The sequence below is a fragment of the Paraburkholderia heleia NBRC 101817 genome (assembly GCF_000739775.1).
In the GTDB taxonomy this organism is placed as follows: domain Bacteria; phylum Pseudomonadota; class Gammaproteobacteria; order Burkholderiales; family Burkholderiaceae; genus Paraburkholderia; species Paraburkholderia heleia.
Map to the genome: position 1 here is coordinate 45,794 of NZ_BBJH01000004.1, position 24,763 is coordinate 70,556.

A 24,763-nucleotide genomic window follows, 5' to 3' on the forward strand; every position below is an offset into this window, starting at 1 on the left:
TCACTGTGCGTACCGCCTTGCAATCCCATCAATTCTCTTCTTCGAGCCAGCAGGTGCCGTGCTGCGCGAGCATCGCGCTCGAAGCCGCCGGGCCCCATGTGCCGGCCGCGTACGGCTTGGGCGCGCGGGGCGTTGCCGCCCACTCGTTGAGGATCGGCTCGACCCACGTCCATGCCGCTTCCTGTTCGTCGCGGCGCACGAAGAGGGCGAGGCGCCCGTTGATCACGTCGAGCAGCAGGCGCTGGTAGGCCTCCATCTGGCCTTCGCGGAAGAACTGGTCGAACGCGAGGTCCAGATGCACGCTCGCGAGATTCATGCCTTCGCCGGGCTGCTTCGCGAGGCAGTAGAGGCGGATGTTCTCGTTCGGCTGCAGGCGGATCACGAGGCGGTTCGCGCCCGGGCGCAGCGCCGGCGCGCCGAGCGCCGAATGCGGCACCGGGCGGAAGTTCACGACGATCTCGGCCACGCGGTCGGCAAGGCGCTTGCCGGTGCGCAGGAAGAAGGGCACGCCCGCCCAGCGCCAGTTCTCGATCTCCACCTTGAGCGCGACGAAAGTTTCCGTGTGGCTCTCGGGGTTCACGCCATGCTCGGTCGCATAGCCCGGCACCGCCTGGCCGCGGATCACGCCCGCATGGTACTGCCCGCGCACGGCGACCTTGCTGATGTCGAGCGGATTGATCGGCTTGAGCGCGCGCAGCACGCGAAGCTTTTCGTCACGCACCGAATCCGAATCCATCGAATGCGGCGGCTCCATGGCGACGATCGAAAGCAGCTGCAACAGGTGATTTTGCACCATGTCGCGCAGCGCGCCAGTGTTGTCATAAAAGTCGCCGCGCGCTTCGACGCCCAGTTCCTCGGCAATCGTGATCTGGATGCTCTCGACCCATTCGCGACGCCACAGCGGCTCGAAGAGCGCGTTGCCGAAACGCAGCGCGAGCAGGTTCTGCACCGGCTCCTTGCCGAGGTAATGGTCGATCCGGTAGATCTGGCCTTCCGCGAAGATCTCGCCCACCGCGTCGTTGATCGCGTTGGACGACTTGAGGTCGTAGCCGAGCGGCTTTTCCAGCACGATGCGTGAGTTCTCGTTCAGACCCACGGCGGCAAGCGCGCGGCAGATCGGCACGAACAGCGACGGGCCCGTCGCCAGATAGAACACGCGGATGCCGGGCAGCGACGCGATGCCGTCGCGCAGATGCGTGAAGTCTTCGGCGCGCGAGAGGTCGAGCTTCACGTAGACGATGCGCTCGAGGAAGCCGGCCCAGGCGTTGTCGTCGAAGCCGCCGTTCTTCTTCACGTGCGGCTTGACGTGCTCGTCGACCCACTGGATGTACGCGGCGCGATCCTCTTCATGGCGCGCGACACCCACGATCTTGCCGGACTCCGCGAGCATGCCTGAACGGTGCGCTTCATACAGGGCGGGGAGGATCTTGCGCATCGAGAGGTCGCCGGTGGCGCCGAAGAGCACGAACGTGAAACCTGAATCGATCTGGGTTTGCATGAGTCTCAGTCAGAATCCTGGGGGCCGCAGCAGGGTACAACGGGTGCCTGTCTATGTGGGCGATCGGGCGGCCGTAGTCCGATAAAATTTTTTTTGACACTGAATTGTAGTTTAACTACAATCCAAATCAAGAGGTAACGTTCATTCGATGAAAAAAGCGTGGAGCGCAGCCAGCAAGGCGGTTTGCGCGGTTTCGCGAGTGGACGGAATGCCCCCTCATGTTAACGGAGAACAACGCGGGACTCAGCCCGGCTTGCCAGTGAGCCGCGCGCCCGGTTCCCCGGCATGCGGAGGCTTCAAGGCTGCGTGACGCAAGCGGCGCCTCGGCCGGCCGGGTGGCCGGTGAAAATCAAAAGAGGAGACAGTCAAGTTGCATTCCGAACCACTCATCTCTTGAGCGTCCTGCGGCCGGTAACCGGCACGCGGCCCGCGCGCATCTAATGAAAAGCACGCGCGCGCGGCACTCCGGCGCCCGTCCGTCCAGTGTTTTGCCTGTTTTGCCTGTTTGACCAACCACCGCACCCTGGTGATCAGGGGCCAATCGTTTTTTGTTCAGGTGTCTGGAGGAGATAAGCAATGAAATTCCGCGCGATCATGGGCGCCCTGTGCGCAGCAGGTCTGTTGGGCGGCGTCGCCACCGCGCAAGCGGCCGAGTCCCTCGAAGTGCTGCACTGGTGGACTTCGGGCGGCGAGTCGAAGGCCGTTGGCGTGCTCAAGGACGACATGACGAAGCAGGGCTATGTGTGGAAGGACTTCGCGGTCGCCGGTGGCGCGGGTGCGGCGGCCATGACTGCACTGAAGACCCAGGTGATCTCGGGCAACGCACCGACGGCCGCCCAGATCAAGGGTCCGCTGATCCAGGAATGGGCTGATCAGGGCGTGCTGGTGAACGTCGACTCTGTCGCCGGCGACTGGAAGGCCAATCTGCCCCCGCAGATCGACAAGATCATGCACGCCGACGGCCACTACGTTGCCGCGCCGTTCTCGGTGCACCGTGTGAACTGGGTGTGGATCAACAAGGCAGCGCTCGACAAGGTGGGCGGCAAGGTGCCGACCACGTGGCCGGAATTCTTCGCGCTGGCCGACAAGATGAAGGCCGCGGGCATCCAGCCGGTCGCCGCCGGCGGCCAGCCGTGGCAGGACCTGACGCTGTGGGAAGACGTGGTCCTCTCGCAGGGCGCGGACTTCTACAAGAAGGCGCTCGTCGATCTCGACCAGAAGACCCTCACGTCGCAGCAGATGGTCGGCGTGTTCGACACGGTCCGCAAGATCGAGTCGTACATGGATAACGGCCGCACGGGCCGCGACTGGAACCTCGCCACGGCCATGGTCATCAACGGCAAGGCCGGCATGCAGTTCATGGGCGACTGGGCCAAGGGCGAGTTCGCGAACGCGAACAAGCAGCCGGATACCGACTATGTTTGCGCAGCCGTGCCCGGCACGGCGAAGGCCTACACTTTCAACGTCGACTCGTTCGTGTTCTTCCAGCAGAAGGGCCAGAAGGCGGCCACGCCGGGCCAGCTCGCGCTCGCGAAGACGATCATGAGCCCGGCCTTCCAGGAGCAGTTCAGCCTGTACAAGGGTTCGATTCCGGTTCGTCTCGGCGTGGACATGAGCAAGTTCGACGCGTGCGCGAAGAAGTCGTACGCGGATGAGCAGACCGCGATCAAGGCCGGCGGCTATGTGCCGTCGCTCGCTCATGGTATGGCTCAGCCGGACGCAACGGCCGGTGCGATCACCGACGTCGTGACGAAGTTCATGAACTCGAACCAGGATTCGAAGAGCGCGGTGGAAGCGCTCGCGAAGGCTGCGAAGACGAAGTGAGCGTAGCGTAGCAGGTTAGTGCTGTAAGACGGGGGGCGCCATACGTGGCGCGCCCCGGGCATGACGGTTCGCCCTCTGAACCCCATCATCGTGCGAAAGCTGTTTTCGCACCGTACCAGGAGTTGCGCAGTGACTGCTTCTCTTAGCGGCAACGGCAAGGCGGCCACGCCTGCTACCCGCCGCGCGTCGCCCATGGCGGCGCTCGCAGACCGCTGGATCCCGAAGCTGGTGCTTTCGCCCAGCATTCTGATCAGCCTCGTATTCGTCTACGGCTTCATTCTCATTACCGGCTATCTGTCGCTCTCGAACTCGCGGCTGATGCCGCGCTATGAGTTCGCGGGTCTCGACCGCTATCGCGAGCTGTTCTCCAACGACGTCTGGTGGACGTCGGCGCAGAACCTCGGATGGTTCGGCATCCCGTTCATCGCGATCTGCGTGGGGCTCGGGCTGTTCCTCGCGATCCTGCTCGACCAGCAGATTCGTCAGGAAGGCGCATTGCGCGCGGTGTTCCTCTATCCGATGGCGCTCTCGTACATCGTGACGGGCACGGCATGGCAGTGGATCTTCAATCCGGACCTCGGCATTCAGCAGGTGATGCACAGCATCGGCTGGACGAGCTTCCAGATCGACTGGCTCAACGACCCGGACAAGGCCATTTTCTGTATCGTGGTCGCCGCCGTGTGGCAGTCCACGGGCTTTTGCATGGCGCTGTTCCTGGCCGGCCTGCGCGGTGTCGATAGCGAGATCTTCAAGGCGGCCCAGGTGGACGGGGCGACGCTGCCCACGATCTACCGCAAGATCGTGATTCCGAGCATGCGTCCGGTGTTCTTCTCCGTGCTGCTGATCCTGTGCCACATCACGATCAAGACGTTCGACCTCGTCGTCGCGCTCACCGCGGGCGGCCCGGGTACGTCGTCGTCGCTGCCGGCCATCTTCATGTACACGTTTTCGTTCAACCGCGGGCAGCTCGGCGTCGGCGCAGCTTCGTCGATGATGATGCTCGCCACTGTCGTGGCCGTGCTCGTGCCGCTCATGTATCTGGAATCGAGGAGCACGCGCAATGCAGCCTAAGATGAACGTGAGCCGCGTGGTCATCTATGCGGCGCTGATCCTGTTCGCGTTGTACTTCCTGTTCCCGCTCTACGTGATGCTGTCGACTTCGTTCAAGTCGCTCGACCAGATTCACACGGGCACCATGCTCTCGCTGCCGACGAGCCCGACCTTCGCGCCGTGGATCAAGGCGTGGAGCCAGGCATGTACCGGCGTGCGCTGTGACGGCATGCAGCCGTTCTTCATGAACTCGGTGAAGATGGTGATTCCGGCCGTGCTGATCTCGTCGATCATCGGCGCGTTCAACGGTTACGTGCTCACGCACTGGCGCTTTCGCGGCGCGGACGCGCTCTTCACGATGCTGCTGGTGGGCTGCTTCATCCCGTTCCAGGCCATCCTGCTGCCGATGGCGCGTCTCGAAGGCTTCCTCGGCCTGTCGAACACGATTGGCGGCCTGGTGCTGGTGCACGTCGTGTACGGCATTGCGTTCACCACGATGTTCTTCCGCAACTTCTACGTGAGCGTGCCCGCTGAACTCGTCAAGGCCGCGCGCATCGACGGCGCCGGTTTCTTCATGATCTTCACGCGCATCATGCTGCCGATCTCGCTGCCCATCTTCATGGTGTGCCTGATCTGGCAATTCACGCAGATCTGGAATGACTTCCTGTTCGGTATCGTGTTTTCGGGCGTCGATTCGATGCCGATCACGGTGGCGCTGAACAATCTCGTGAACACGTCCACGGGCGTGAAGGAATACAACGTCGACATGGCCGGCGCGATCATCGCCGCGCTGCCCACGCTGCTCGTCTACGTGATCGCCGGCCGCTACTTCGTGCGCGGCCTCACGGCGGGCGCGGTGAAGGGTTAAACCCGCATTCGATTAAAAGGATTCATAGCATCATGGCAAGCCTTTCCATTCGCGACGTCTACAAGACCTACCCGAACGGGGTCCCCGTCCTCAAGGGCGTGAACATCGATATCGAAGACGGCCAGTTCCTGATTCTGGTCGGCGGCTCGGGTTGCGGCAAGTCGACGCTGCTCAACATGATCGCGGGTCTCGAAACCGTGACCAAGGGCGAGATCTGCATGGACGGCAAGGTGGTGAATAACCTCTCGCCGAAGGACCGCGATATCGCAATGGTGTTCCAGTCGTACGCGCTCTATCCGTCCATGACGGTGCGCGAGAACATCTCGTTCGGCCTGAACATCCGCAAGGTGCCGAAGGCCGAGCAAGCGCAGATCGTTGACCGCGTGTCGAGCATGCTGCAGATCCAGCACCTGCTCGACCGCAAGCCCGGCCAGCTCTCGGGCGGCCAGCGCCAGCGCGTGGCGATGGGCCGCGCGCTCGCACGCGATCCGATCATGTTCCTGTTCGACGAGCCGCTCTCGAACCTCGACGCGAAGCTGCGCATCGAAATGCGCTCGGAAATCAAGCTGCTGCATCAGCGCGTGGGCAAGACGATCGTCTACGTGACGCACGACCAGATCGAAGCGATGACGCTCGGCGACCGCATCGCGGTGATGAAGGACGGCATCGTGCAGCAGTTCGGCGCGCCGCAGGACATCTATGACTCGCCGTCGAACCTCTTCGTGGCGGGCTTCATTGGCGCGCCGCCGATGAACTTCATCAACGGCAAGCTGGTGGAGCAGGGTTCGGGCATCGGTATCGAACTCGACACGGGTGTGGCGCGCAGCGTGCTGAACCTGCCGTTCGAAGCGAACAAGCTGCGCGGCCAGATCGGCCAGGAAGTGGTGCTGGGCCTGCGCCCGGAGCGCATCACCGACGCGCGCAGCTCGCACGACGGCCACGGCCACGAGCTGCAGCGTCACTCGGTGAAGGTCGACGTGATCGAGCCGACCGGTCCGGACACGCTCGTGTTCGCGCAGGTGAACGGCAAGCGCATCGTGAGCCGCGTGCACCCGGGTGCGAACCCGCAGCCGCTCAACAACATGGAACTGCTGTTCGACGTGTCGAAGGCCGTGTTGTTCGACCCGAAGACGGAAGAGCGCCTCGCCTGATCGCCGCGCGCCGGTTTGCCCGGCGCAATGACAAAACCCCGTTTGCTGCGCACGCAGCAACGGGGTTTTGTCATATCGACACGCCGATGCGCGGTTCGGTCAGGGCGCGTGCGAATGATGCTGTCCGTGCCCGACCGGGTGCGGCTGCAACAGCACGAGCACAGCGCCCGCGCCGCCGTCGTGCGGCCGCGCCTGGCAGAACGCGATGACTTCTTCCTTCTGAACGAGCCACGCGCGCACCTTGCCCTTGAGCACCGGCTCCTTGCCGACGGAACCGAGGCCCTTGCCGTGGATCACGCGCACGCAGCGCAGCCCGCGCTTGCCCGCTTCACGAATGAAGTTCTGCAGGGCCTCGCGCGCTTCCTCGCGGCGCATGCCATGCAGGTCGAGTTGCGCCTGCACGATCCACGTGCCGCGCCGCAGCTTCTTGACGACCTCCTCGCTCACGCCGGGGCGGTGGTAGTAGAGCGAGTCGTCGGTGTCGAGAAACGCTTCCGGGTCGAATTCGTCGGAGATCGCTTCGTGCAGCACGGCCTGCTCGTCGAGCCGCGTTTGCAGCGGCAGCGGCACGGGTGCCGCGCGGCGCGGCTGCGCGCGAACGGGCTGCCTGAGCGGCGCGACCTGGCCGATCTCGCGGCGAAACAGGTCGCTGTCGGCGGCGGCTTCGACGCGCGCCGCCTGTGCAGCCGCGCGTTCGCGCTCGCGCTGGCGGGTTTGCACCTTGAGCGCGTCGCGCAGGCTGCCGAGGCCGGCGAAGCCAGAAGCCGTCTTGCCGGCCGCGGCTTCCTCCGCTGCCGGAACCGGCGTGGGCTCAGGAGCAGGGCGAGCCGTGGCGGGGCGCCTGGGCTCGCCCGGGTGGGGCACGTTCTTGGGCATGGCGAAGGACGCTGGGTGAGTTGGCGCCCGTCCGGCTTAGCGGTCGGCCTCGGCGCTCATCACGTGCGCCTGGCCCAGTTCGTTGACGGTCTCGAGGAAGCGCTGCGCGTCGAGCGCGGCCATACAGCCCGTACCCGCGCTCGTGATCGCCTGGCGATAGACATGATCCTGCACGTCGCCGGCCGCGAACACGCCCGGCACGCTCGTGCCGGTGGCGTTGCCGCTCAGGCCGCCGTTCGTGATGATGTAGCCGTTCTTCATCTCGAGCTGGCCTTCGAAGATGTCCGTGTTCGGCTTGTGGCCGATCGCGACGAACAGACCCTGCAGGTCGAGTTCGGTGGTCTCGCCCGTCTTCACGTTCTTGATGCGCAGGCCGTTCACGCCGCCTTCGTTGCCCTTCACTTCGTCGAGCACGTGATCCCACTTGATCTCGACCACGCCTTCCTTTTCCTTTTCCAGCAGGCGGTCGATCAGGATCGGCTCGGCGCGGAACCTGTCGCGGCGGTGGACGACCGTGACCTTCTTCGCGATGCCCGAGAGGTAGAGCGCTTCTTCGACGGCCGTGTTGCCGCCGCCGACCACGGCGACGTGCTGGTTGCGGTAGAAGAAGCCGTCGCAGGTCGCGCAGGCCGATACGCCGCGGCCCATGTACAGCTCTTCGCTCGGCAGGCCGAGATATTGCGCCGACGCGCCGGTCGCGATGATGAGCGAGTCGCAGGTGTACTCGCCCGAGTCGCCGATCAGGCGGATGGGCTTTTCGTTTAGCCTGGCCGTATGGATGTGATCGAACACGATTTCCGTGTTGAAGCGCTCGGCGTGCTCGAGGAAACGCTGCATCAGTTCGGGGCCTTGCACGCCGTTCGGGTCTGCGGGCCAGTTTTCGACGTCGGTCGTCGTCATGAGCTGGCCGCCCTGGGCGAGGCCGGTGACGAGCAGCGGCGAAAGGTTCGCGCGCGCCGCATAGACGGCAGCCGTGTAGCCGGCGGGGCCGGAACCGAGAATCAGGACTTTCGCGTGTTTGGTTGCAGACATGATCGCATTCCGTAGAAAGACGCAGCGTGGCGCGTAAGGCCGGGCGCCCGGCAAGGGCCGCCGGGCGCTGCGGCGGGGCTCACGCATGGAGTTGGGCATCAGCCCGCAATTATAAAGGCGGGGGGCCTTCGCCGCTTAATGAAGCTTCCTCATCGGCGCGATAGCCTGAACTCGCGGCCGCATGTCGCCCTGCGGCGCCTGCGCAGCGTTGTCAGTTACCGTCATTTACAGCGAGGGGGCGCCGGGGCAGAAACAACGCGTTTACAATAGGCCGGATCGGACGACGGCGGCCGCGCCCGTCTGCCCGGGGTTTCGGGCAGACGGCAGGACTGGCGGACCGCAAACGCATCAAGAATCAGCCCAGGATTCAATGGCCAAAGCTCCCTATTCCGCGCAGGCGCAGGCATTGCCTCACCGCATGTCGCGCCTTTTCACCGAAATTCGCTGGATCCTGCAGGTCGCGCTAGGCGTGTTCCTGCTGATGGCGCTCATCAGCTACAGCCGCCATGACCCGAGCTGGACGCACGCGGCCCAGGTCGACCACATCTCGAACTGGGCGGGGCGCGTCGGCGCGCGCGTCTCGGACATCCTGCTGCTGCTGTTCGGGCTTTCGGCCTACTGGTGGATCGTGCTGCTCGCCCGCCTCATCTCGGCGAACTACCAGCGCATCACGCACCACGAAGCGGTTGCCGACGATGACGAAGACAAGCCGCGCGACATCAGCTGGGTCGCCGAAGCCTTGTCGTTCGTGCTCGTCATGCTGTCGAGCTGCGGCATCGAAGCGCTGCGCATGTGGTCGCTCAAGGTGCAGTTGCCCCAGGCGCCCGGCGGCGTGGTGGGCGGCGCGGTTGCGCGCGGCGTTTCGCACGCGCTCGGCTTCACGGGCGGCACGCTCGCGCTCCTGCTCGCGCTCGCCATCGGTCTTTCGCTTTATTTCCGCTTTTCGTGGCTCTCGGTCGCCGAAAAGGTCGGCGAATCCATCATCAGCGCCGTAACCATGGCGAGGCTGCGCCGCGAGGCGGGCCGCGACCGCAAGCTCGGCGAAGCGGCGGCCGTGAAGCGCGAAGGCAAGGTCGAGCGCGGCCGCGTGAAGATCGAGGAACACGAGCCGGTGACGATCGTGCCGCCGGTGGTCACGCCGCAGCGCTCCGAGCGCGTGGAGAAAGAGCGCCAGGTGCCGCTCTTCAAGGACCTGCCGGGCGACTCCACGCTGCCGGCGATCTCGCTGCTCGACCCGGCGGCGGCCACCCAGGAAACCATCTCCGACGACACGCTCGAATTCACCTCGCGCCTGATCGAGAAGAAGCTCAAGGACTTCGGCGTGGACGTGGCCGTGGTGGCCGCGTATCCGGGCCCGGTCGTCACGCGCTACGAGATCGAACCGGCCACGGGCGTGAAGGGCAGCCAGATCGTGAACCTCGCGAAGGACCTTGCGCGTTCGCTCTCGCTCGTCTCGATCCGCGTGGTGGAAACGATTCCGGGCAAGAATTTCATGGCGCTGGAACTGCCGAACCAGCGCCGCCAGACCGTGCGTCTTTCGGAAATCCTCGGCTCGGCGGTTTATGCCGATGCGCCTTCGGCGCTCACCATGGGCCTTGGCAAGGACATCGGCGGCAAGCCGGTTTGCGCCGATCTCGCGAAGATGCCCCACCTGCTCGTGGCCGGCACGACCGGCTCGGGCAAGTCGGTGGGGATCAACGCGATGATCCTGTCGCTCCTCTACAAGGCGAGCGCCGAGCAGGTCCGCATGATCCTGATCGACCCGAAGATGCTCGAAATGAGCGTCTACGAGGGCATTCCGCATCTGCTCTGCCCGGTCGTGACCGACATGCGCCAGGCCGGCAACGCGCTGAACTGGACCGTGGCCGAGATGGAGCGCCGCTACAAGCTCATGAGCAAGCTGGGCGTGCGCAATCTCGCGGGCTACAACAACAAGATCGATGAGGCGAACAAGCGCGAGGAGAAGATCCCGAACCCGTTCAGCCTCACGCCGGACGATCCGGAGCCGTGCCAAAAGCTGCCGCATATCGTGGTCGTGATCGACGAACTCGCCGACCTCATGATGGTGGTCGGCAAGAAGGTCGAGGAGCTGATCGCGCGTATCGCACAGAAGGCGCGCGCGGCCGGCATCCACCTGATTCTCGCGACCCAGCGGCCTTCGGTGGACGTCATCACCGGCCTCATCAAGGCCAACGTGCCGACGCGCATCGCGTTCCAGGTCTCCTCGAAGATCGACTCGCGCACGATTCTCGACCAGATGGGCGCCGAGTCGCTGCTCGGCATGGGCGACATGCTCTACCTGCCGCCGGGCACCGGTCTGCCCGTGCGCGTGCACGGCGCGTTCGTGGCCGACGACGAGGTGCACCGCGTCGTCGAGAAGCTCAAGGAGCAGGGCGAGCCGAACTATATCGAAGGCATTCTCGAAGGCGGGGTGGGCGGCGAGGGCGACGAGGGCACCGCTGCGGGAACCAGCGGCACCGGCGACGAGTCCGATCCGCTGTACGACCAGGCCGTCGAAGTGGTCATCAAGAATCGCCGCGCGTCGATTTCGCTCGTGCAGCGGCACTTGCGCATCGGCTACAACCGCGCGGCGCGGCTGCTCGAACAGATGGAGCAGTCCGGGCTCGTTTCGGCGATGTCGTCGAGCGGCAACCGCGAGATCCTCGTGCCCAACCGCGGCGACGCCGAATAAGCCACGCTGGCCGCCGCTCTTTGCAGCGGCTCAGGTAACGGCGCGGCAACGGCTCCCGGCAACCCGGCGGCCAAAGAAACACCTCTTGGAGAACGATAGATGCAGTATCCGGCTGGACTTCCGACCCGCTTTGCGCGCACCGCGCGCCGCGCCCTCTTCGTTGCGCTCGGCGCGTCGGTCCTGATGGTCTCGCAGGCGTATGCGAGCGGCACCGATCAACTGAAGCAGTTCGTCTCGCAGGTGCATTCCGCGCGCGGCAGTTTCGTTCAGCGGGAACTCAAGGCGCCCTCGGGCGCGAAGAACGCCAGCGACGCCATTGCCACGGCCACGCTGAACGCCAGGACGTCGAGCGGCACATTCGTGTTCGCGCGGCCCGGCAAGTTCATCTGGTCGTATGAGAAGCCATATCAGCAGGTGCTGCAGTCGGACGGCGACAACCTCTACGTCTACGACAAGGACCTTAACCAGGTGACCGAGCGCAAGCTCGGCGGCGCACTCGGCGCGAGCCCGGCGGCGATCCTGTTCGGCAGCAACGATCTCGACAAGAACTTCACGCTCTCCGACGCGGGCGTGAAGAACGGCATCGACTGGCTGGAGCTGGTTCCGAAGTCGAAGGACACGCAGTTCAAGAGCGTGGGCATCGGCTTTCGCGACGGGAACCTCGAAGCCATGGAACTGCACGACGTGTTCGGCAACGTGACGCTGCTCACGTTCTCCAACATCGAGAAGAACCCTTCGCTGCCGGCTTCGACCTTCAAGTTCGTGCGGCCGCAGGGCGCCGATCTGATCACGGGCGGCGCGAATTAAAGCGGTTCACTCGCGCTCCACGTAAGAACGGGCGGCTCCTTATGCGGGCCGCCCGTTTTTTATACGCCGTCGATTCTCAGGCCGTGAAGCGGATCAAGCCGTCCGCGCCGGCCGTGCGTGTGACCTTGCCCGCGAGCCAGAGCAGGTTCAGGTGCGCGAGCGCCTCGCCCATCGCGAAGGTCATCTGGTGGATATCGAGCTCGCGCCTGAACATGATCGGCACGATGTCCGCGGCGCTTTGCGGCGCGCGTTCGCACGCTTCGATCACTTCGGCAAGACGCGCGTCATGGTGTGCGCGCAACTGCGCGATGCGCGTGCGCACGCCGCGAAACGGCTTGCCGTGCGAGGGCAGCACGAGCGTGTTCTCGGGCAAGGTTTCGTAGCGGCCGAGCGATTCGAGATAGAGGCCTAGCGGATTGCCTTCCGGCTCCATGTCGAACACGGAGACGTTGGTCGAGATGCGCGGCAGCACCATGTCGCCGGAGATCAGCACGCCGGTTGCTGCGCAGAACAGCGCGCAATGCTCGGGCGAATGCCCGTAGCCCGTGATGACGCGCCAGTCGCGCCCGCCGATCGCCACCGTGTCGGCTTCGCGCAGGCGGCGGTACTGCGTGGGCAGAGCGGGGACGAGGCTGCCGTAGTAGCCGTGGCGGTTGCGCAGCTTGTCGAGCGAGGCTTCGTCGGTGAGCCCGTGGCGCGCGAAATGGCGCGCGGCGCCTTCGCCGCCCGCGTTCGAGCCGTCGCCGGCCGCCATCACGCGGGCCTGCATGTATTCGCCGAGCGTGGTCCACAGGCGCACGTCCCAGCGCGCCTTGTCCCCGCCCGCGCAAATCCAGTGCGCAAGGCCGATATGGTCGGGGTGGCAATGCGTGACGAGCACGCGAAGCACCGGCAGGCCTTCCAGCTGGTTCTCGAACACGGCTTCCCAGCGGGCCTTGATGGTGTCGTTGGTGATGCCGCAGTCCACCACGGTCCAGCCTGGCTGGCCGTCGATCTCGTCGCGCAGCAGCCAGAGGTTGATGTGGTCGAGCGCGAACGGCAGCGGCATACGCAGCCATTTCACGCCGGGCGCGACGTCGAAGGCGAGGCCCGGCTCCGGCAGGGTGTCGGCGTAGGGGTAGTCGAGCTGGTGTTCGAGGGCGTTCATTGGGGGTGTCTTCTCCTGTGCGGGGCGGCATTGGCGCTTGAGCGCCTCGTCCGGCCCCATGCAAAGCGCGTCTTGCGCGTCGCTCCTGCCGGTTGCATAACCGCGTACTTGACGATAACGTAAACGTCGATTCTATCGTCCCTCGCGTTGTCGTGCAGACAACCGCCGGGCCAGCCGCCTTTCGCACACCATGACGACCCAGTACACGATTACCGAACTCGCCCGGGAATTCGACGTAACGCCGCGCGCGATCCGCTTCTACGAGGACCAGGGCCTCCTCGCGCCGAGCCGCGAAGGCGCGGGCGGCTTGAAGCGCGTCTTTTCGGGGCGCGATCGCACGCGGCTGAAGCTGACGCTGCGCGGCAAGCGCCTCGGCTTCACGCTCTCGGAGATCCGCACGCTGCTCGACCTTTACGAGTCGCCGACCGACACGCTCCCGCAGCTCCAGGCGTTCCTCGACACCGTGGTGCATCACCGCGAGATACTCGAGCGCCAGCGCGCGGACCTCGACGCGACGCTCGAAGACCTCGCGCAGTACGAGGCCCAGGCGCGCGCGCTGCTCGACAGGAATGCGACGCACGAGAGCGAGATGCACGATAGCGACGCTCCCGCCGCCGCTCGCGCGAAACCCTGACGCTCGCGCAACGGGCATGGCCGCCATGAAACACTTCCCGAAACTGCTTTCTTCGCAGATCGGCTTCGATGTCGCGCAGACCATGCTCGACGGCTTCAACCGTCACTACCACAACTTCTGCGACGCGGCGGCGAGGGCGCGGACGTTCTTCGAGGCGGCCGACTGGCGCGCTTTGCAGCAGCTCGCGCGCGAGCGCATCGCTTCCTATGACGATCGCGTGAAGGAGTGCGTGGTGGCGCTCGAAGACGAATATGGCGCCGAGAGCATCGATGACGAAGTCTGGCAGCAGATCAAGCTGCACTACATCGGCCTGCTCACCACGCACCGGCAACCCGAATGCGCGGAGACGTTCTTCAATTCCGTGTGCTGCAAGATCCTGCATCGCTCCTACTTCAACAACGATTTCATCTTCGTGCGGCCCGCCATCTCGACCGAATACATCGAGAACGACGAGCCTGCCGCGAAGCCCACCTACCGCGCCTACTATCCGGGCAAGGACGGCGTCGCGGCGACGCTCGAGCGCATCGTCACGAACTTCCAGCTGGAGACGCCGTTCGAGGATCTCGGGCGCGACGTCGACTGCATCATGCAGACGATGCTCGGCACCTTCGGTGTGGTCGAGCCCAAGCCGAACTTCCAGATTCACGTGCTGTCGTCGCTGTTTTTCCGCCATAAAGGCGCGTATATCGTCGGGCGCATCATCAACGGCGATCTGCTCGCGCCGTTCGTCGTGCCGATCCGTCATGTGGAGCCGGGCAAGCTTGCACTGGACACGGTGCTGCTGCGCACGGAGCAGCTGCTCGTTCTCTTCAGCTTCTCGCACTCGTATTTTCTGGTGGACATGGAAGTGCCGTCCGCCTATGTCGAGTTTCTGCGCACCATCATGCCGCGCAAGGCCAAGGGCGAAATCTACACATCGCTCGGCTTGCAGAAGCAGGGCAAGAACCTGTTCTATCGCGACCTGCTGCACCACCTCTCGCATTCGAGCGACCGGTTCATCGTTGCGCCAGGCATACGCGGCATGGTGATGATCGTGTTCACGCTGCCTTCGTATCCGTACGTGTTCAAGGTCATCAAGGACAGCTTTCCCGCGCCGAAAGAGACCACGCGCGAGCAGGTCGAAGCGAAGTATCAGCTCGTGAAGCGCCACGACCGGCTAGGGCGCCTTGCCGACACGCTCGAATATTCGAGCGTGGCGCTGCCCATCGCGCGGCTCGACGAGGCGCTCGTGCGCGAGCTGGAAACGCTTGCGCCCTCGATGCTCGAGTACGAGGGAGACAAGCTCGTGATCCGTCACGTCTACATCGAGCGGCGCATGGTGCCGCTCAATCTCTATCTGCAGAACGGCAGTGACGCCGAAGTCGAGCATGGCATACGCGAATACGGCAACGCGATCAAGGATCTGCTGCGCGCGAACATCTTTCCGGGCGACTTGCTCTACAAGAATTTCGGCGTGACGCGCAACGGCCGGGTGGTGTTCTACGACTACGACGAGATCGAATATCTCACCGACTGCAACGTGCGCGCCGTGCCGCCGCCGCGTCATGAGGAAGACGAACTATCGGCCGAGCCGTGGTACGCAGTCGGCCCGCGCGATATTTTTCCGCAGACGTACGGCGCGTTCCTGCTCGGCGATCCGCGCGTGAAGCGCGCGTTTCTCGCGCATCACGCGGACTTCTTCGAGCCCGGGCTCTGGCAGGAGAGCCGCGCGAGGCTCATCGCGGGCGAAGTGCCGGACTGCTTTCCCTACGACGCATCGATTCGTTTCCGCGTGTGTTACCCCGAACGTTTCGCGCGCGAAGAGGCGCCGGCCGTGCGTGTTGCCTGAGCGCGCGGCCAGGATTTGAACGGATTCAAGCTAATTCAAACGGATTTCAAGCGGATTCATCGAGGAGCACCAACATGAGTGAGACGCAAAAGCAGGATGCCATCGTGATCGTTTCGGCGGCGCGCACGCCGATGGCGGGTTTTCAGGGCGATTTCGCGGCGCTCACCGCGCCGCAGCTCGGCGCGGCCGCGATCGCGGCGGCCGTCGGGCGCGCGGGGTTGAAGCCCGAACAGATCGACGAGGTCGTGATGGGCTGCGTGCTGCCCGCGGGGCAGGGCCAGGCGCCCGCGCGCCAGGCGGCGCTCGGCGCGGGCCTGCCGCCCGCAGCGGGCGCGACGACCGTCAACAAGATGTGCGGCTCGGGCATGCGCGCGGCGATGTTCGCGCACGACATGTTGCTGGCGGGCTCGGCCGATGTGATCGTCGCGGGCGGCATGGAGAGCATGTCGAACGCGCCTTATCTGCTGCCGAAGGCGCGCGCCGGCATGCGCATGGGCCATGGCCAGGTGCTCGATCACATGTTCCTCGACGGCCTCGAAGATGCCTATGACAAGGGCCGTTTGATGGGCACGTTCGCGGAAGAATGCGCGGGCGAGTACGACTTCTCGCGCGAGCGTCAGGACGCGTTCGCGATCGAGTCGCTCAAGCGCGCGAAACGCGCCAACGAGGACGGCTCGTTCGCTTGGGAGATCGCGCCGGTGAAGGTGACCTCGCGCGCGGGTGAAACGACCATCGAGCGCGACGAGCAGCCGTTCAAGTCCAATCCCGACAAGATCCCGACGCTCAAGCCCGCGTTCAGCAAAACCGGCACGGTGACGGCAGCAAATTCGTCGTCGATTTCGGACGGCGCGGCGGCGCTCGTGATGATGCGCGAATCGACGGCGCAGCAGCTCGGCCTTACGCCGCTCGCGCGCGTGACGGGCCATTCCACCTTCGCGCAGCAGCCCGCGAAGTTCACGACGGCGCCGGTGGGCGCGATCCGGAAGCTGTTCGAAAAGACCGGCTGGACGGCGGAAGACGTCGATCTCTACGAAATCAACGAGGCCTTTGCCGTGGTCACGATGGCCGCGATGAAGGAGCACGATCTGCCGCACGAGAAGGTCAACGTGAACGGCGGCGCGTGTGCGCTCGGTCACCCGATCGGCGCTTCGGGCGCGCGCATTCTCGTGACGCTGATCGGCGCGTTGCGCGCACGCGGCGGCAAGCGCGGCGTGGCGACGCTGTGCATCGGCGGTGGAGAAGCCACGGCGATGGGCGTCGAACTGCTGTAGGCTAGCGCCAGAAGAAGCGCACCGCTTTGCAGGGCGGGGAAGCGGTGCGCCGCAGCGGCTTCAATGCACAGACAAGCAAGGTGACGAGATGAAGACAGCGTTGATCGTGGGCGCGTCGCGGGGCCTCGGTTTCGAGTTCGCGCGGCAGTATGCGAAGGCCGGCTGGCGCGTGCTGGCCACCGCGCGCGGGCCCGAAGCGCTCGAGGCCCTGCGCGCAATCGGCGCGCAGACCTTCCAGCTCGATATCGCGCGGCCGGAGGAAATCGCCGCGCTCGGCTGGAAGCTCGACGGCGAGCGGCTCGACGTGGCGCTCGTCGTCTCAGGCGTCTACGGCCCGCGCACCGAGGGCGTGGAGACCATCACGGCCGAAGACTTCGAATACGTGATGAACACCAACGTGCGCGGCCCGATGCAGCTGATTCCCGTCCTGTTGCCGCTCGTCGACGACGCCCACGGCGTGCTCGGCGTGCTGTCGAGCCGTATGGGCAGCATTGCGGAGACCACGGGCACCACGGGCTGGCTCTATCGCGCGAGCAAGGCCGCGCTCAACGACGTGCTGAAGATCACCTCGCTGCAAACGCGCCGCGCCACCTGCGTCGCGCTGCATCCGGGCTGGGTGCGCACCGACATGGGCGGCGCGCACGCGGCGATCGACCCGGCGGCGAGCGTCGCCGGCATGCGCGAGGTGGTGGCCGAGGCGGCCGCCGCGCGCGACGTCTTCAACGGCCGCTTCTTCCAGTACGACGGCACCGAACTCGACTGGTAAAGCGCCGCCCATCTGCGCTACGCTTGCGGCCTCTCGCAACGGAGCCCTGACCCATGAACGCCGAACCCGCGCGCGTTGTCCCGCCCGCCACCCGGCCCGCCGAGTGTCCCTGCGGCGGCGCCGCGCCCAGCCAGAAGGCGCCGGTCGGGGCGCCGCGCTACGCGCAATGCTGTGGCCGCTTCATCGACGGCGCGGCGATCCCCGCCACGGCGCTCGAACTGATGCGCTCGCGCTACACCGCCTACGTGCTGGGCGAAGAGGCGTATCTGCGCTCGACATGGGCGCCCGAAACCTGTCCCGCCGATCTCGACGTCGACTCCGCGGCCGAGGGCGCCCCGCGCTGGCTGGGTCTTGCCGTGAAGCGCCACGAACAACGCGACGACGCGCACGCGATCGTCGAATTTGTCGCGCGCTACAAAACTGGCGGCCGCGCGTACCGGCTGCACGAAACAAGCCGCTTCACGCGAGGCGGCGACGGCCGCTGGCGTTATGTTGACGGCGACGTTTCGTCTGGCTAATGAATCGCTGGCTGCCGGCGGAAATAACGCCTTTGCAAACAAGCGCTTACTGAATAATCAGCCATCGCGCGGCTGTTGTCCGCGCGCGACGCTCCCACCGGCCCCTTTAAAAGCTCGCATGCTCGCTGCGAACCGGACGCCGTGCCTCGCGGGACTTCGGGCCGTTGGCATGCCTTATGCCGGGTTACCCCTGAATTGCACAACAAATATTTGTCGTGCGAGTATCTATTCACAGCGTCCGGCGCGATACGTAAGTGCATAGTGAGAAAGCTTTTTCGCACGTGCATGTATCGATGGCAGACGGGTGCTGGCGGCGGGTCTGATCGACGATAGAACTGCGCCGCGCAGGTGCTCCGATCGATGTAAATCCCCGTTACGGGTCGTGCCTTCGCTCCCGCCCTCGCGGCCAGGCGCCATGGTGTCCCGTTGTGCCCTGAACGGGGCAAGTACGGGGCAAGGTCGGACGGTTGGCGGATTCACAGCAGCAGGTCCTTTGCAGGTGGTGTAGCGCATGGCGTTCAGGAAGCTCCTTACCGGATGGGTCGTAGCCGGCACCGCGTGTGTGCTTTCGGTTGCTCACGCTGCGTCGCTTGCCGATCCGGCAAGTGCGAGTGCGAACCCGCAGCTCGCCGCCAACGCCGCGGTCACGCATTCCGCCAACGCTTCCCAATCCGGCCTCGCAGGCGGTCCCCTCGGCAACGCCAACGTGCCGCGCATTGCGCTCGACGACGCGTATCTGCCCGTTGTGCCCGCCAGCATGAATGAGCAGGTGATCCGCGTTCCCGTCGATGCATCGGGCGACGTCACGCTCGAAACCACGATTTACCGCCCGAACGGCCCCGGCCCGTTCCCAATGGTGATCTTCAATCACGGCAAGATTCCCGGCGACCCGCGCCTCCAGTCGCGCAGCGACCCGCTTTCGTTCGCGCGCGAATTCGTGCGCCGCGGCTACGTCGTCGTCGCGCCGAACCGCCAGGGCTTCGCGGATTCGGGCGGCTCGTATCAGCAGGACGGCTGCGATGTCGCGAGCAACGGCCTCGGCCAGGCGGCCGATGTCGCTTCGACCATCGCGTACATGTCGAAGCAGCCCTATGTCGACGCGAGCCAGATCATTGTCGCGGGCACCTCGCACGGCGGCCTGGCCACCATGGCCTATGGGACCGAGGCGGCCAGTGGCGTGCGCGCACTCATCAACTTTTCGGGCGGCCTGCGCCAGGACGCCTGCACGGGCTGGCAGAGCAACCTGACCCAGGCGTTCGGCGACTACGGCGGCAAGGCCCGCGTCGCCTCGCTCTGGCTCTACGGCGACAACGACTCGGTGTGGTCGCCCGATCTCGTCACGAAGATGTTCGCCGCTTACCACGACGCGCAAACGGGTGAGAACCGCCCGGCCGCGATGGCGAAGCTCGTGGACTTCGGCGCCTACAAGAACGACGCGCACCGCCTCGTGGGCGATCGCGACGGCGTGAAGATCTGGTGGCCCACGGTCGAGGCGTTCCTCGCCAACCGCGGCCTGCCGACGGCGGTGCAATACCGCGTGGCCACGCCGGCCGCGCCGCGCGGCACCGGCTTCGCGCAGATCGACTCGGTCGGCGCGGTGCCTTACGTCGATCAGGCGGGCCGCGACGGTTATCGCAACTTTCTCAAGCAGTATCCGAGCCGGGCCTTCGCGGTGTCCGACTCGGGCGCGTGGTCGTGGGCCGAGGGCGGCGACAATCCGATGGCCGTGGCGATCTCGAACTGTGAAAAGCACAGCGCCGATCCTTGCCGGCTCTATGCCGTCAACAACACGGTAGTCTGGAACAACGGCGGCACGCAGACCGCCCAGACCGGCGACAGCGACCCGACGCGCGCGACTGCAGACAACAACGACGACGGCGACCACCCGCTGGCGAGCCGGTAAGGCGCGTTGCCCGGCCGCGGCCGGGCGCGGACTCTCCATCGCATCCTGAATGCTTGCGGCCCCAAAGCGGGCCGCTTTGCGTTTGCGCGGGCAGTTTGCCTTTCTAACCGCGCCGGCCATTTCCTCGCATGCCACCCGTTGTGCCGCCTCCTGTCGGCTGACTTTCGCGCCGGCGCGCTCGCCACGCGTCGCCAAAAATACCCGCCGCGCCCTCCCGCGTTATGCAAATTCGCACCGCCGCGCAGATTTTTTGCATAAGGCGGGTTCACTTTGCCGTCGTCAATTCCGCGCATTTCCGGTCTTTCTTTTTCATCGGTGCGCAGTTGTCCCGAACCGCTCGAAACATCGCGCTGCCGTGGGTTGGAGGGCGAATTTCGGGGTAGTGCATTGCGGCAGCTAACACGTTAATCTCGGTCCCGCTGTCGTATCGGGAGTCGTATTTGAATTCGCTATCGCACCCTGCACAACCCGCACACCCTGCGCACCTTGCCCGCGAAGATCGCGCCGCAACCGACTGGGTCGCTCGCAGCCTGCGTGCCGTGTGGCACCCCTGCACCCAGATGAAACATCACGAGCGCCTGCCGCTCGTAGCCGTCGCGCGCGCAGAAGGCCCGTGGCTGCACGACCGCGAGGGCGGCCGCTATCTGGACGCGATCAGTTCGTGGTGGGTGAATCTCTTCGGCCACGCCAATGCCTCAATCAATGCCGCGCTCAAGGCGCAGCTCGACACGCTCGAGCACGTCATGCTCGCGGGCTGCACGCACGAGCCCGCCGTGGAACTCGCCGAGCGGCTGTCGGCGCGCACGGGAGGCATGCTCGGCCACGCGTTCTTCGCCTCCGATGGCGCGTCGGCCGTCGAAATCGCGCTCAAGATGAGCTTTCATTCGTGGCGCAACCGCGGCGAGAGCGGCAAACGCGAATTCGTCTGCCTCGCCAACAGCTATCACGGCGAAACCATCGGCGCGCTCGGCGTGACCGATGTGAAGCTCTTCAGGGATGCTTACGATCCGCTGCTGCATCACGCGCATGTGGGCGCTTCACCCGACGCACGCGCGGCGCAACCCGGCGAAACGGCTGCACATGTCGCGGCCCGCGCACTGGCCGATGTCGAACGTCTTTTCGTCGAGCGCGAGGGGCGTATCGCCGCGCTGATCGTCGAGCCGCTCGTGCAGTGCGCAGCCGGCATGGCGATGCACGATCCTGCGTATCTCAAGGGCCTGCGCGCGCTGTGCGACCGTCATCGCGTGCACCTGATCGCCGATGAAATCGCTGTGGGCTGCGGGCGCACCGGCACGTTCTTCGCATGCGAGCAGGCGGGCATCTGGCCCGATCTGCTCACGCTTTCGAAGGGCATCAGCGGCGGTTATCTGCCGCTATCGATCGTGCTTTCGCGCGATGCCATCTACGAGTCGTTTTACGACGACGACACGACGCGCGGTTTCCTCCATTCGCATTCGTACACGGGCAATCCGCTCGCGTGCCGGGCCGCGCTCGCCACGCTCGACCTGTTCGAGCGCGATGACGTGCTGGCTGCGAACGTACGCAAATCGGCGCAACTGCGCGAATGGTTCGAGCCGTTCGCGGTGCATCCGCTCGTGCGCAACCTGCGCCAGTGCGGCACGATACTCGCGTTCGACGTTGCGCTCGCGGACCCGCAGCGCGCGGCGACGTTCTCGCGACGCTTCTTCGAAAACGCACTGCAGCGCGAACTGCTGCTGCGCCCGATCGGCACGACGGTCTACGTCATGCCGCCATATATTCTGGACAACGAAATGCAGGCGTTCCTCGCAGCGCGCACGCGCGAGACTTTCGACGCCACCGTCGCGGAGGACCTCTGATATGGCGCATCCCAGCCTGTTGCTCGATACCCTCGATCGGAGCTTGCGCGACATCGACGCGCGCGGCCTGCGCCGCAGCCGCCGCACCGCCGACACGCCGTGCAGCGCCCACATGCAGGTGGACGGCCGCGCGACCATCGGCTTTGCGAGCAACGACTATCTCGGTCTCGCCGCGCACCCGCAACTGGTGGCGGCCATCGCCGAAGGCGCGCAGCGTTACGGCGCGGGCAGCGGCGGCTCGCATCTGCTCGGCGGCCACTCGCGCGCGCATGCGCAACTCGAAGACGATCTCGCGGCATTCGCGGGCACCTTCGTCGCTGCGCCGCGCGCGCTGTACTTCAGTACCGGCTACATGGCGAACCTGGCCGTGCTCACCGCGCTCGCGGGGCGCGGCACGACGATCTTTTCCGACTCGCTCAACCACGCCTCGCTGATCGACGGCGCACGGCTCTCGCGCGCCGACATCCAGATCTATCCGCATGCCGACATGACGGCGCTCGCCGCGTTGCTCGAAGCCTCCGACGCGAGCGCAAAACTGATCGTGAGCGACACCGTGTTCAGCATGGACGGCGACGTCGCGCCGCTCGCGCGTCTCGTCGAACTCGCCGAACAGCATGGCGCGTGGCTCGTGGTCGACGATGCGCACGGTTTCGGCGTGCTTGGGCCACAGGGCCGCGGCGCGCTCGCGCAAGCCGCGCTGCGCTCGGAACATCTCGTGATGGTCGGCACGCTCGGCAAGGCGGCGGGCGTGTCGGGCGCGTTCATTTGCGCGCATGGCACCGTGATCGAGTGGCTCGTGCAGCGTGCGCGGCCGTACATCTTCACCACGGCTTCGTCACCGGCGGTGGCGCACGCGGTGTCCGCGAGCCTGCGGTTGATCGAAGGCGAGGAGGGCGATGCGCGCCGCGCGCATCTGAAGCATCTGATCGCGCGCACGCGTGCGCTGCTCGGGCGAACCTGCTGGCAACCCGTCGACTCGCATACCGCCGTGCAGCCGCTCGTCATCGGCGCGAACGAGGCGACGCTCGCGCTGCAGACCGCGCTGGAGCGCGACGGCCTGTGGGTGCCGGCCATTCGTCCGCCCACCGTGCCGGAGGGCACGTCGCGCCTGCGCATATCGCTCTCGGCTGCGCATTCGGACGCCGATCTCGACCGGCTGAACGCATCGCTGCAGCGCGCGAGTCTCGAGGCACGGACAAACGCGCAGGAGTGCGCGCAATGACGGTTTCGCTTTTCGTCACCGGTACCGATACCGAAATCGGCAAGACCTTCGTGAGCGCGGCGCTGCTGCGCGGCTTCGCCCACGCGGGGCTGCGCGCCACGGCGCTCAAGCCGGTCGCCGCGGGCGCGTACGAGCGCGACGGCGTGTGGCACAACGAGGACGCCGATCAGCTCGACGCCGCCGCGAGCGTGCTGCTGCCGCCTGAGATGCGCACGCCGTTTCTGCTCAAGGAGCCCGCCGCGCCGCACATTGCCGCTGCGCTCGAAGGCGTGACGCTCGATATGGCGCGCATCGTCGATTGCTACGAGGCGGCGTGCGAGCGCGCGGATGCCGTCGTCGTGGAAGGCGTGGGTGGTTTTCGCGTGCCCCTCACGGCAACCGTCGATACCGCCGATCTCGCCGTCGCGCTCGGTCTGCCCGTGGTGCTCGTGGTGGGCATGCGCCTCGGCTGCATCAGCCATGCCCTGCTCACTGCCGAAGCGATTGCCGCGCGCGGCTTGACGCTCGCGGGCTGGGTCGCGAACCGTATCGATCCGGCCATGACGTTCCCCGAAGACAACATCGCCGCGCTGCGCGAGCGTCTCGCCGCCCAGTACGGCGCGCCGCTCGTCGGCGTCGTGCCGCATATGCGCGGTGCGAGTGCCGACGACGCAGCCGGACATCTGAACATCGACGCGTTGCTCGCGCGCCTGCGCACCGAAGCCTAACGCCAGTCAAGCACAGTCACGTAAAGAAGGATCAGGACACCATGACGCAAACCCACATCGACCTTACCTCGCTGAAGGCCACCGCGCCGAGCGCCCAGGCCGCAGCCGAATCCGCCGCCCGCTGGAAAGTCGCCGACGTCGCGGCGCTCTACGCGTTGCCGTTCAACGACCTGATGTTCCGCGCGCAGCAGGTGCATCGCGAGCATTTCGACGCGAACGCCGTGCAGCTTTCCACGCTCCTCTCGATCAAGACCGGCGGCTGCGAGGAAGACTGCGCGTACTGCCCGCAATCGGCGCATCACGACACGGAACTGGAAGCCGGCAAGCTGATGGAAGTCGACGCCGTGCTGGACGCGGCGCGCGCGGCCAAGGCCAACGGCGCGACGCGCTTCTGCATGGGCGCGGCGTGGCGCAACCCTAAGGATCGCCACCTCGAGCCGATCAAGGACATGATCCGCGGCGTGAAGGCGATGGGTCTGGAAACCTGCGTGACGCTCGGCATGCTCGAAGACCACCAGGCGAAGGCGCTGGCCGAAGCGGGCCTCGACTACTACAACCACAATCTCGATACGTCGCCGGAGTTCTACGGCAAGATCATTTCGACGCGCACTTACGAGGACCGCCTCGAGACGCTCGAACGCGTGCGCGACTCGGGCATCAACGTGTGCTGCGGCGGCATCGTCGGCATGGGCGAGTCGCGCCGCGAGCGCGCGGGCCTCATCGCCCAGCTCGCGAACATGGAGCCGTATCCGGAATCGGTGCCCATCAACAATCTCGTGCAGGTCTCGGGCACGCCGCTCGAAGGCACGGAGCCGATCGACCCGTTCGAATTCGTGCGCACGATCGCGGTGGCGCGCATCACGATGCCCAAGGCGATGGTGCGCCTCTCGGCTGGCCGTGAGCAGATGGACGACGCGCTCCAGGCGCTGTGTTTCATGGCGGGCGCGAACTCGATCTTCTACGGCGACCAGTTGCTCACCACGAGCAATCCGCAGGCGCAAGCCGACCGCGAGCTGCTGCAACGTTTGGGCATCACGGCGCAGGCCGCGCAGCATCTGCCGACCGACGACCATGCGCATCACGGACATCACGGGCATTCGCACGGCGGCTGCGGCCACTGCGAGTGACGTT

Annotated in this window: 20 protein-coding genes; 16 read left to right on the forward strand and 4 right to left on the reverse strand. The window is 65.7% G+C overall.

The annotated features are described in order from the left end of the window. Nucleotides 1-28: 28 nt before the first annotated feature. The gene (gene zwf, locus BHE01S_RS04050) at nt 29-1,498 is read right to left on the reverse strand and encodes a glucose-6-phosphate dehydrogenase (protein WP_042260870.1); all 1,470 of its coding nucleotides are present in this window, start codon (nt 1,496-1,498) and stop codon (nt 29-31) included. Nucleotides 1,499-2,074: 576 nt separating this feature from the next. Between zwf and BHE01S_RS04055 the strand changes: the two genes are divergently transcribed. From BHE01S_RS04055 to BHE01S_RS04070, 4 genes are all read left to right on the forward strand, one after another. Beyond that, the gene (locus tag BHE01S_RS04055) at nt 2,075-3,322 is read left to right on the forward strand and encodes an ABC transporter substrate-binding protein (RefSeq protein ID WP_042260872.1); all 1,248 of its coding nucleotides are present in this window, start codon (nt 2,075-2,077) and stop codon (nt 3,320-3,322) included. A gap of 129 nt (nt 3,323-3,451) precedes the next feature. After that, complete coding sequence (locus tag BHE01S_RS04060; RefSeq protein WP_042260874.1) at nt 3,452-4,393, forward strand: carbohydrate ABC transporter permease; 942 nt, start codon at nt 3,452-3,454, stop codon at nt 4,391-4,393. Continuing rightward, on the forward strand, nt 4,383-5,240 hold the full coding sequence (locus BHE01S_RS04065; protein WP_174479484.1) for a carbohydrate ABC transporter permease: 858 nt from the start codon (nt 4,383-4,385) through the stop codon (nt 5,238-5,240). The genes BHE01S_RS04060 and BHE01S_RS04065 overlap by 11 nt, the downstream gene beginning before the upstream one ends. Nucleotides 5,241-5,272: 32 nt before the next feature. Continuing rightward, complete coding sequence (locus BHE01S_RS04070) at nt 5,273-6,391, forward strand: ABC transporter ATP-binding protein (RefSeq protein ID WP_042260879.1); 1,119 nt, start codon at nt 5,273-5,275, stop codon at nt 6,389-6,391. A 99-nt stretch (nt 6,392-6,490) separates the two neighbouring features. On the opposite strand, the gene BHE01S_RS04075 is transcribed toward BHE01S_RS04070, so the two are convergent. Beyond that, nucleotides 6,491-7,267, reverse strand: a complete 777-nt coding sequence (locus tag BHE01S_RS04075; RefSeq protein ID WP_042260881.1) for a Smr/MutS family protein — start codon at nt 7,265-7,267, stop codon at nt 6,491-6,493. Between the two features lie 36 nt (nt 7,268-7,303). Further along, on the reverse strand, nt 7,304-8,299 hold the full coding sequence (gene trxB / locus BHE01S_RS04080) for a thioredoxin-disulfide reductase (RefSeq protein WP_042260882.1): 996 nt from the start codon (nt 8,297-8,299) through the stop codon (nt 7,304-7,306). Between the two features lie 370 nt (nt 8,300-8,669). Between trxB and BHE01S_RS04085 the strand changes: the two genes are divergently transcribed. Then, entirely contained in the window at nt 8,670-10,991 is a 2,322-nt protein-coding gene (locus tag BHE01S_RS04085; protein ID WP_042260884.1) for a DNA translocase FtsK, read from the forward strand. Nucleotides 10,992-11,090: 99 nt separating this feature from the next. After that, a complete protein-coding gene (lolA, locus tag BHE01S_RS04090; protein WP_042260886.1) occupies nt 11,091-11,798 on the forward strand; it encodes an outer membrane lipoprotein chaperone LolA in 708 nt (235 codons plus the stop codon). Nucleotides 11,799-11,874: 76 nt separating this feature from the next. On the opposite strand, the gene BHE01S_RS04095 is transcribed toward lolA, so the two are convergent. Continuing rightward, nucleotides 11,875-12,945, reverse strand: coding sequence for an MBL fold metallo-hydrolase (locus BHE01S_RS04095; RefSeq protein WP_042260888.1), 1,071 nt, complete (start codon nt 12,943-12,945; stop codon nt 11,875-11,877). A 190-nt stretch (nt 12,946-13,135) separates the two neighbouring features. Here BHE01S_RS04095 and BHE01S_RS04100 point away from each other — a divergent pair, with 190 nt between their 5' ends. The 10 genes from BHE01S_RS04100 (at nt 13,136) to bioB (ending at nt 24,759) form a co-directional block, all read left to right on the forward strand. Further along, nucleotides 13,136-13,579, forward strand: a complete 444-nt coding sequence (locus BHE01S_RS04100; protein WP_042260890.1) for a MerR family transcriptional regulator — start codon at nt 13,136-13,138, stop codon at nt 13,577-13,579. A 25-nt stretch (nt 13,580-13,604) separates the two neighbouring features. Then, complete coding sequence (gene aceK / locus BHE01S_RS04105; protein ID WP_042261268.1) at nt 13,605-15,407, forward strand: bifunctional isocitrate dehydrogenase kinase/phosphatase; 1,803 nt, start codon at nt 13,605-13,607, stop codon at nt 15,405-15,407. Between the two features lie 74 nt (nt 15,408-15,481). Then, nucleotides 15,482-16,678 (forward strand): acetyl-CoA C-acetyltransferase, encoded by a 1,197-nt coding sequence (locus BHE01S_RS04110; protein ID WP_042260893.1) that lies wholly within the window; start codon nt 15,482-15,484, stop codon nt 16,676-16,678. Nucleotides 16,679-16,766: 88 nt separating this feature from the next. Continuing rightward, nucleotides 16,767-17,444: an SDR family oxidoreductase gene (locus BHE01S_RS04115; protein ID WP_042260895.1), complete on the forward strand. Its 678-nt coding sequence runs from the start codon at nt 16,767-16,769 to the stop codon at nt 17,442-17,444. Between the two features lie 53 nt (nt 17,445-17,497). After that, nucleotides 17,498-17,962: a YchJ family protein gene (locus tag BHE01S_RS04120; protein ID WP_042260897.1), complete on the forward strand. Its 465-nt coding sequence runs from the start codon at nt 17,498-17,500 to the stop codon at nt 17,960-17,962. 511 nt (nt 17,963-18,473) lie between these two features. After that, entirely contained in the window at nt 18,474-19,865 is a 1,392-nt protein-coding gene (locus tag BHE01S_RS04125; protein ID WP_042260899.1) for a dienelactone hydrolase family protein, read from the forward strand. A 440-nt stretch (nt 19,866-20,305) separates the two neighbouring features. Further along, nucleotides 20,306-21,703: an adenosylmethionine--8-amino-7-oxononanoate transaminase gene (bioA, locus tag BHE01S_RS04130; RefSeq protein ID WP_084068549.1), complete on the forward strand. Its 1,398-nt coding sequence runs from the start codon at nt 20,306-20,308 to the stop codon at nt 21,701-21,703. Between the two features lies 1 nt (nt 21,704). Next, on the forward strand, nt 21,705-22,925 hold the full coding sequence (gene bioF / locus BHE01S_RS04135) for an 8-amino-7-oxononanoate synthase (RefSeq protein ID WP_042260901.1): 1,221 nt from the start codon (nt 21,705-21,707) through the stop codon (nt 22,923-22,925). Continuing rightward, complete coding sequence (gene bioD, locus BHE01S_RS04140) at nt 22,922-23,632, forward strand: dethiobiotin synthase (RefSeq protein WP_042260903.1); 711 nt, start codon at nt 22,922-22,924, stop codon at nt 23,630-23,632. Before bioF ends, bioD begins: the two co-directional genes overlap by 4 nt. A 41-nt stretch (nt 23,633-23,673) precedes the next feature. Beyond that, the gene (bioB, locus tag BHE01S_RS04145; protein ID WP_042260905.1) at nt 23,674-24,759 is read left to right on the forward strand and encodes a biotin synthase BioB; all 1,086 of its coding nucleotides are present in this window, start codon (nt 23,674-23,676) and stop codon (nt 24,757-24,759) included. The last annotated feature ends 4 nt before the right edge of the window (nt 24,760-24,763 follow it).

What these genes read in the sequence shown, in the direction of transcription:
- zwf (WP_042260870.1), bottom strand. Translation starts at nt 1,498, where the DNA reads ATGCAAACCCAGATCGATTCAGGTTTCACGTTCGTGCTCTTCGGCGCC.
- BHE01S_RS04055 (WP_042260872.1), top strand. Translation starts at nt 2,075, where the DNA reads ATGAAATTCCGCGCGATCATGGGCGCCCTGTGCGCAGCAGGTCTGTTG.
- BHE01S_RS04065 (WP_174479484.1), top strand. Translation starts at nt 4,383, where the DNA reads ATGCAGCCTAAGATGAACGTGAGCCGCGTGGTCATCTATGCGGCGCTG.
- BHE01S_RS04070 (WP_042260879.1), top strand. Translation starts at nt 5,273, where the DNA reads ATGGCAAGCCTTTCCATTCGCGACGTCTACAAGACCTACCCGAACGGG.
- BHE01S_RS04075 (WP_042260881.1), bottom strand. Translation starts at nt 7,267, where the DNA reads ATGCCCAAGAACGTGCCCCACCCGGGCGAGCCCAGGCGCCCCGCCACG.
- trxB (WP_042260882.1), bottom strand. Translation starts at nt 8,299, where the DNA reads ATGTCTGCAACCAAACACGCGAAAGTCCTGATTCTCGGTTCCGGCCCC.
- BHE01S_RS04085 (WP_042260884.1), top strand. Translation starts at nt 8,670, where the DNA reads ATGGCCAAAGCTCCCTATTCCGCGCAGGCGCAGGCATTGCCTCACCGC.
- lolA (WP_042260886.1), top strand. Translation starts at nt 11,091, where the DNA reads ATGCAGTATCCGGCTGGACTTCCGACCCGCTTTGCGCGCACCGCGCGC.
- BHE01S_RS04095 (WP_042260888.1), bottom strand. Translation starts at nt 12,945, where the DNA reads ATGAACGCCCTCGAACACCAGCTCGACTACCCCTACGCCGACACCCTG.
- BHE01S_RS04100 (WP_042260890.1), top strand. Translation starts at nt 13,136, where the DNA reads ATGACGACCCAGTACACGATTACCGAACTCGCCCGGGAATTCGACGTA.
- aceK (WP_042261268.1), top strand. Translation starts at nt 13,605, where the DNA reads ATGAAACACTTCCCGAAACTGCTTTCTTCGCAGATCGGCTTCGATGTC.
- BHE01S_RS04110 (WP_042260893.1), top strand. Translation starts at nt 15,482, where the DNA reads ATGAGTGAGACGCAAAAGCAGGATGCCATCGTGATCGTTTCGGCGGCG.
- BHE01S_RS04115 (WP_042260895.1), top strand. Translation starts at nt 16,767, where the DNA reads ATGAAGACAGCGTTGATCGTGGGCGCGTCGCGGGGCCTCGGTTTCGAG.
- BHE01S_RS04120 (WP_042260897.1), top strand. Translation starts at nt 17,498, where the DNA reads ATGAACGCCGAACCCGCGCGCGTTGTCCCGCCCGCCACCCGGCCCGCC.
- BHE01S_RS04125 (WP_042260899.1), top strand. Translation starts at nt 18,474, where the DNA reads ATGGCGTTCAGGAAGCTCCTTACCGGATGGGTCGTAGCCGGCACCGCG.
- bioF (WP_042260901.1), top strand. Translation starts at nt 21,705, where the DNA reads ATGGCGCATCCCAGCCTGTTGCTCGATACCCTCGATCGGAGCTTGCGC.
- bioD (WP_042260903.1), top strand. Translation starts at nt 22,922, where the DNA reads ATGACGGTTTCGCTTTTCGTCACCGGTACCGATACCGAAATCGGCAAG.
- bioB (WP_042260905.1), top strand. Translation starts at nt 23,674, where the DNA reads ATGACGCAAACCCACATCGACCTTACCTCGCTGAAGGCCACCGCGCCG.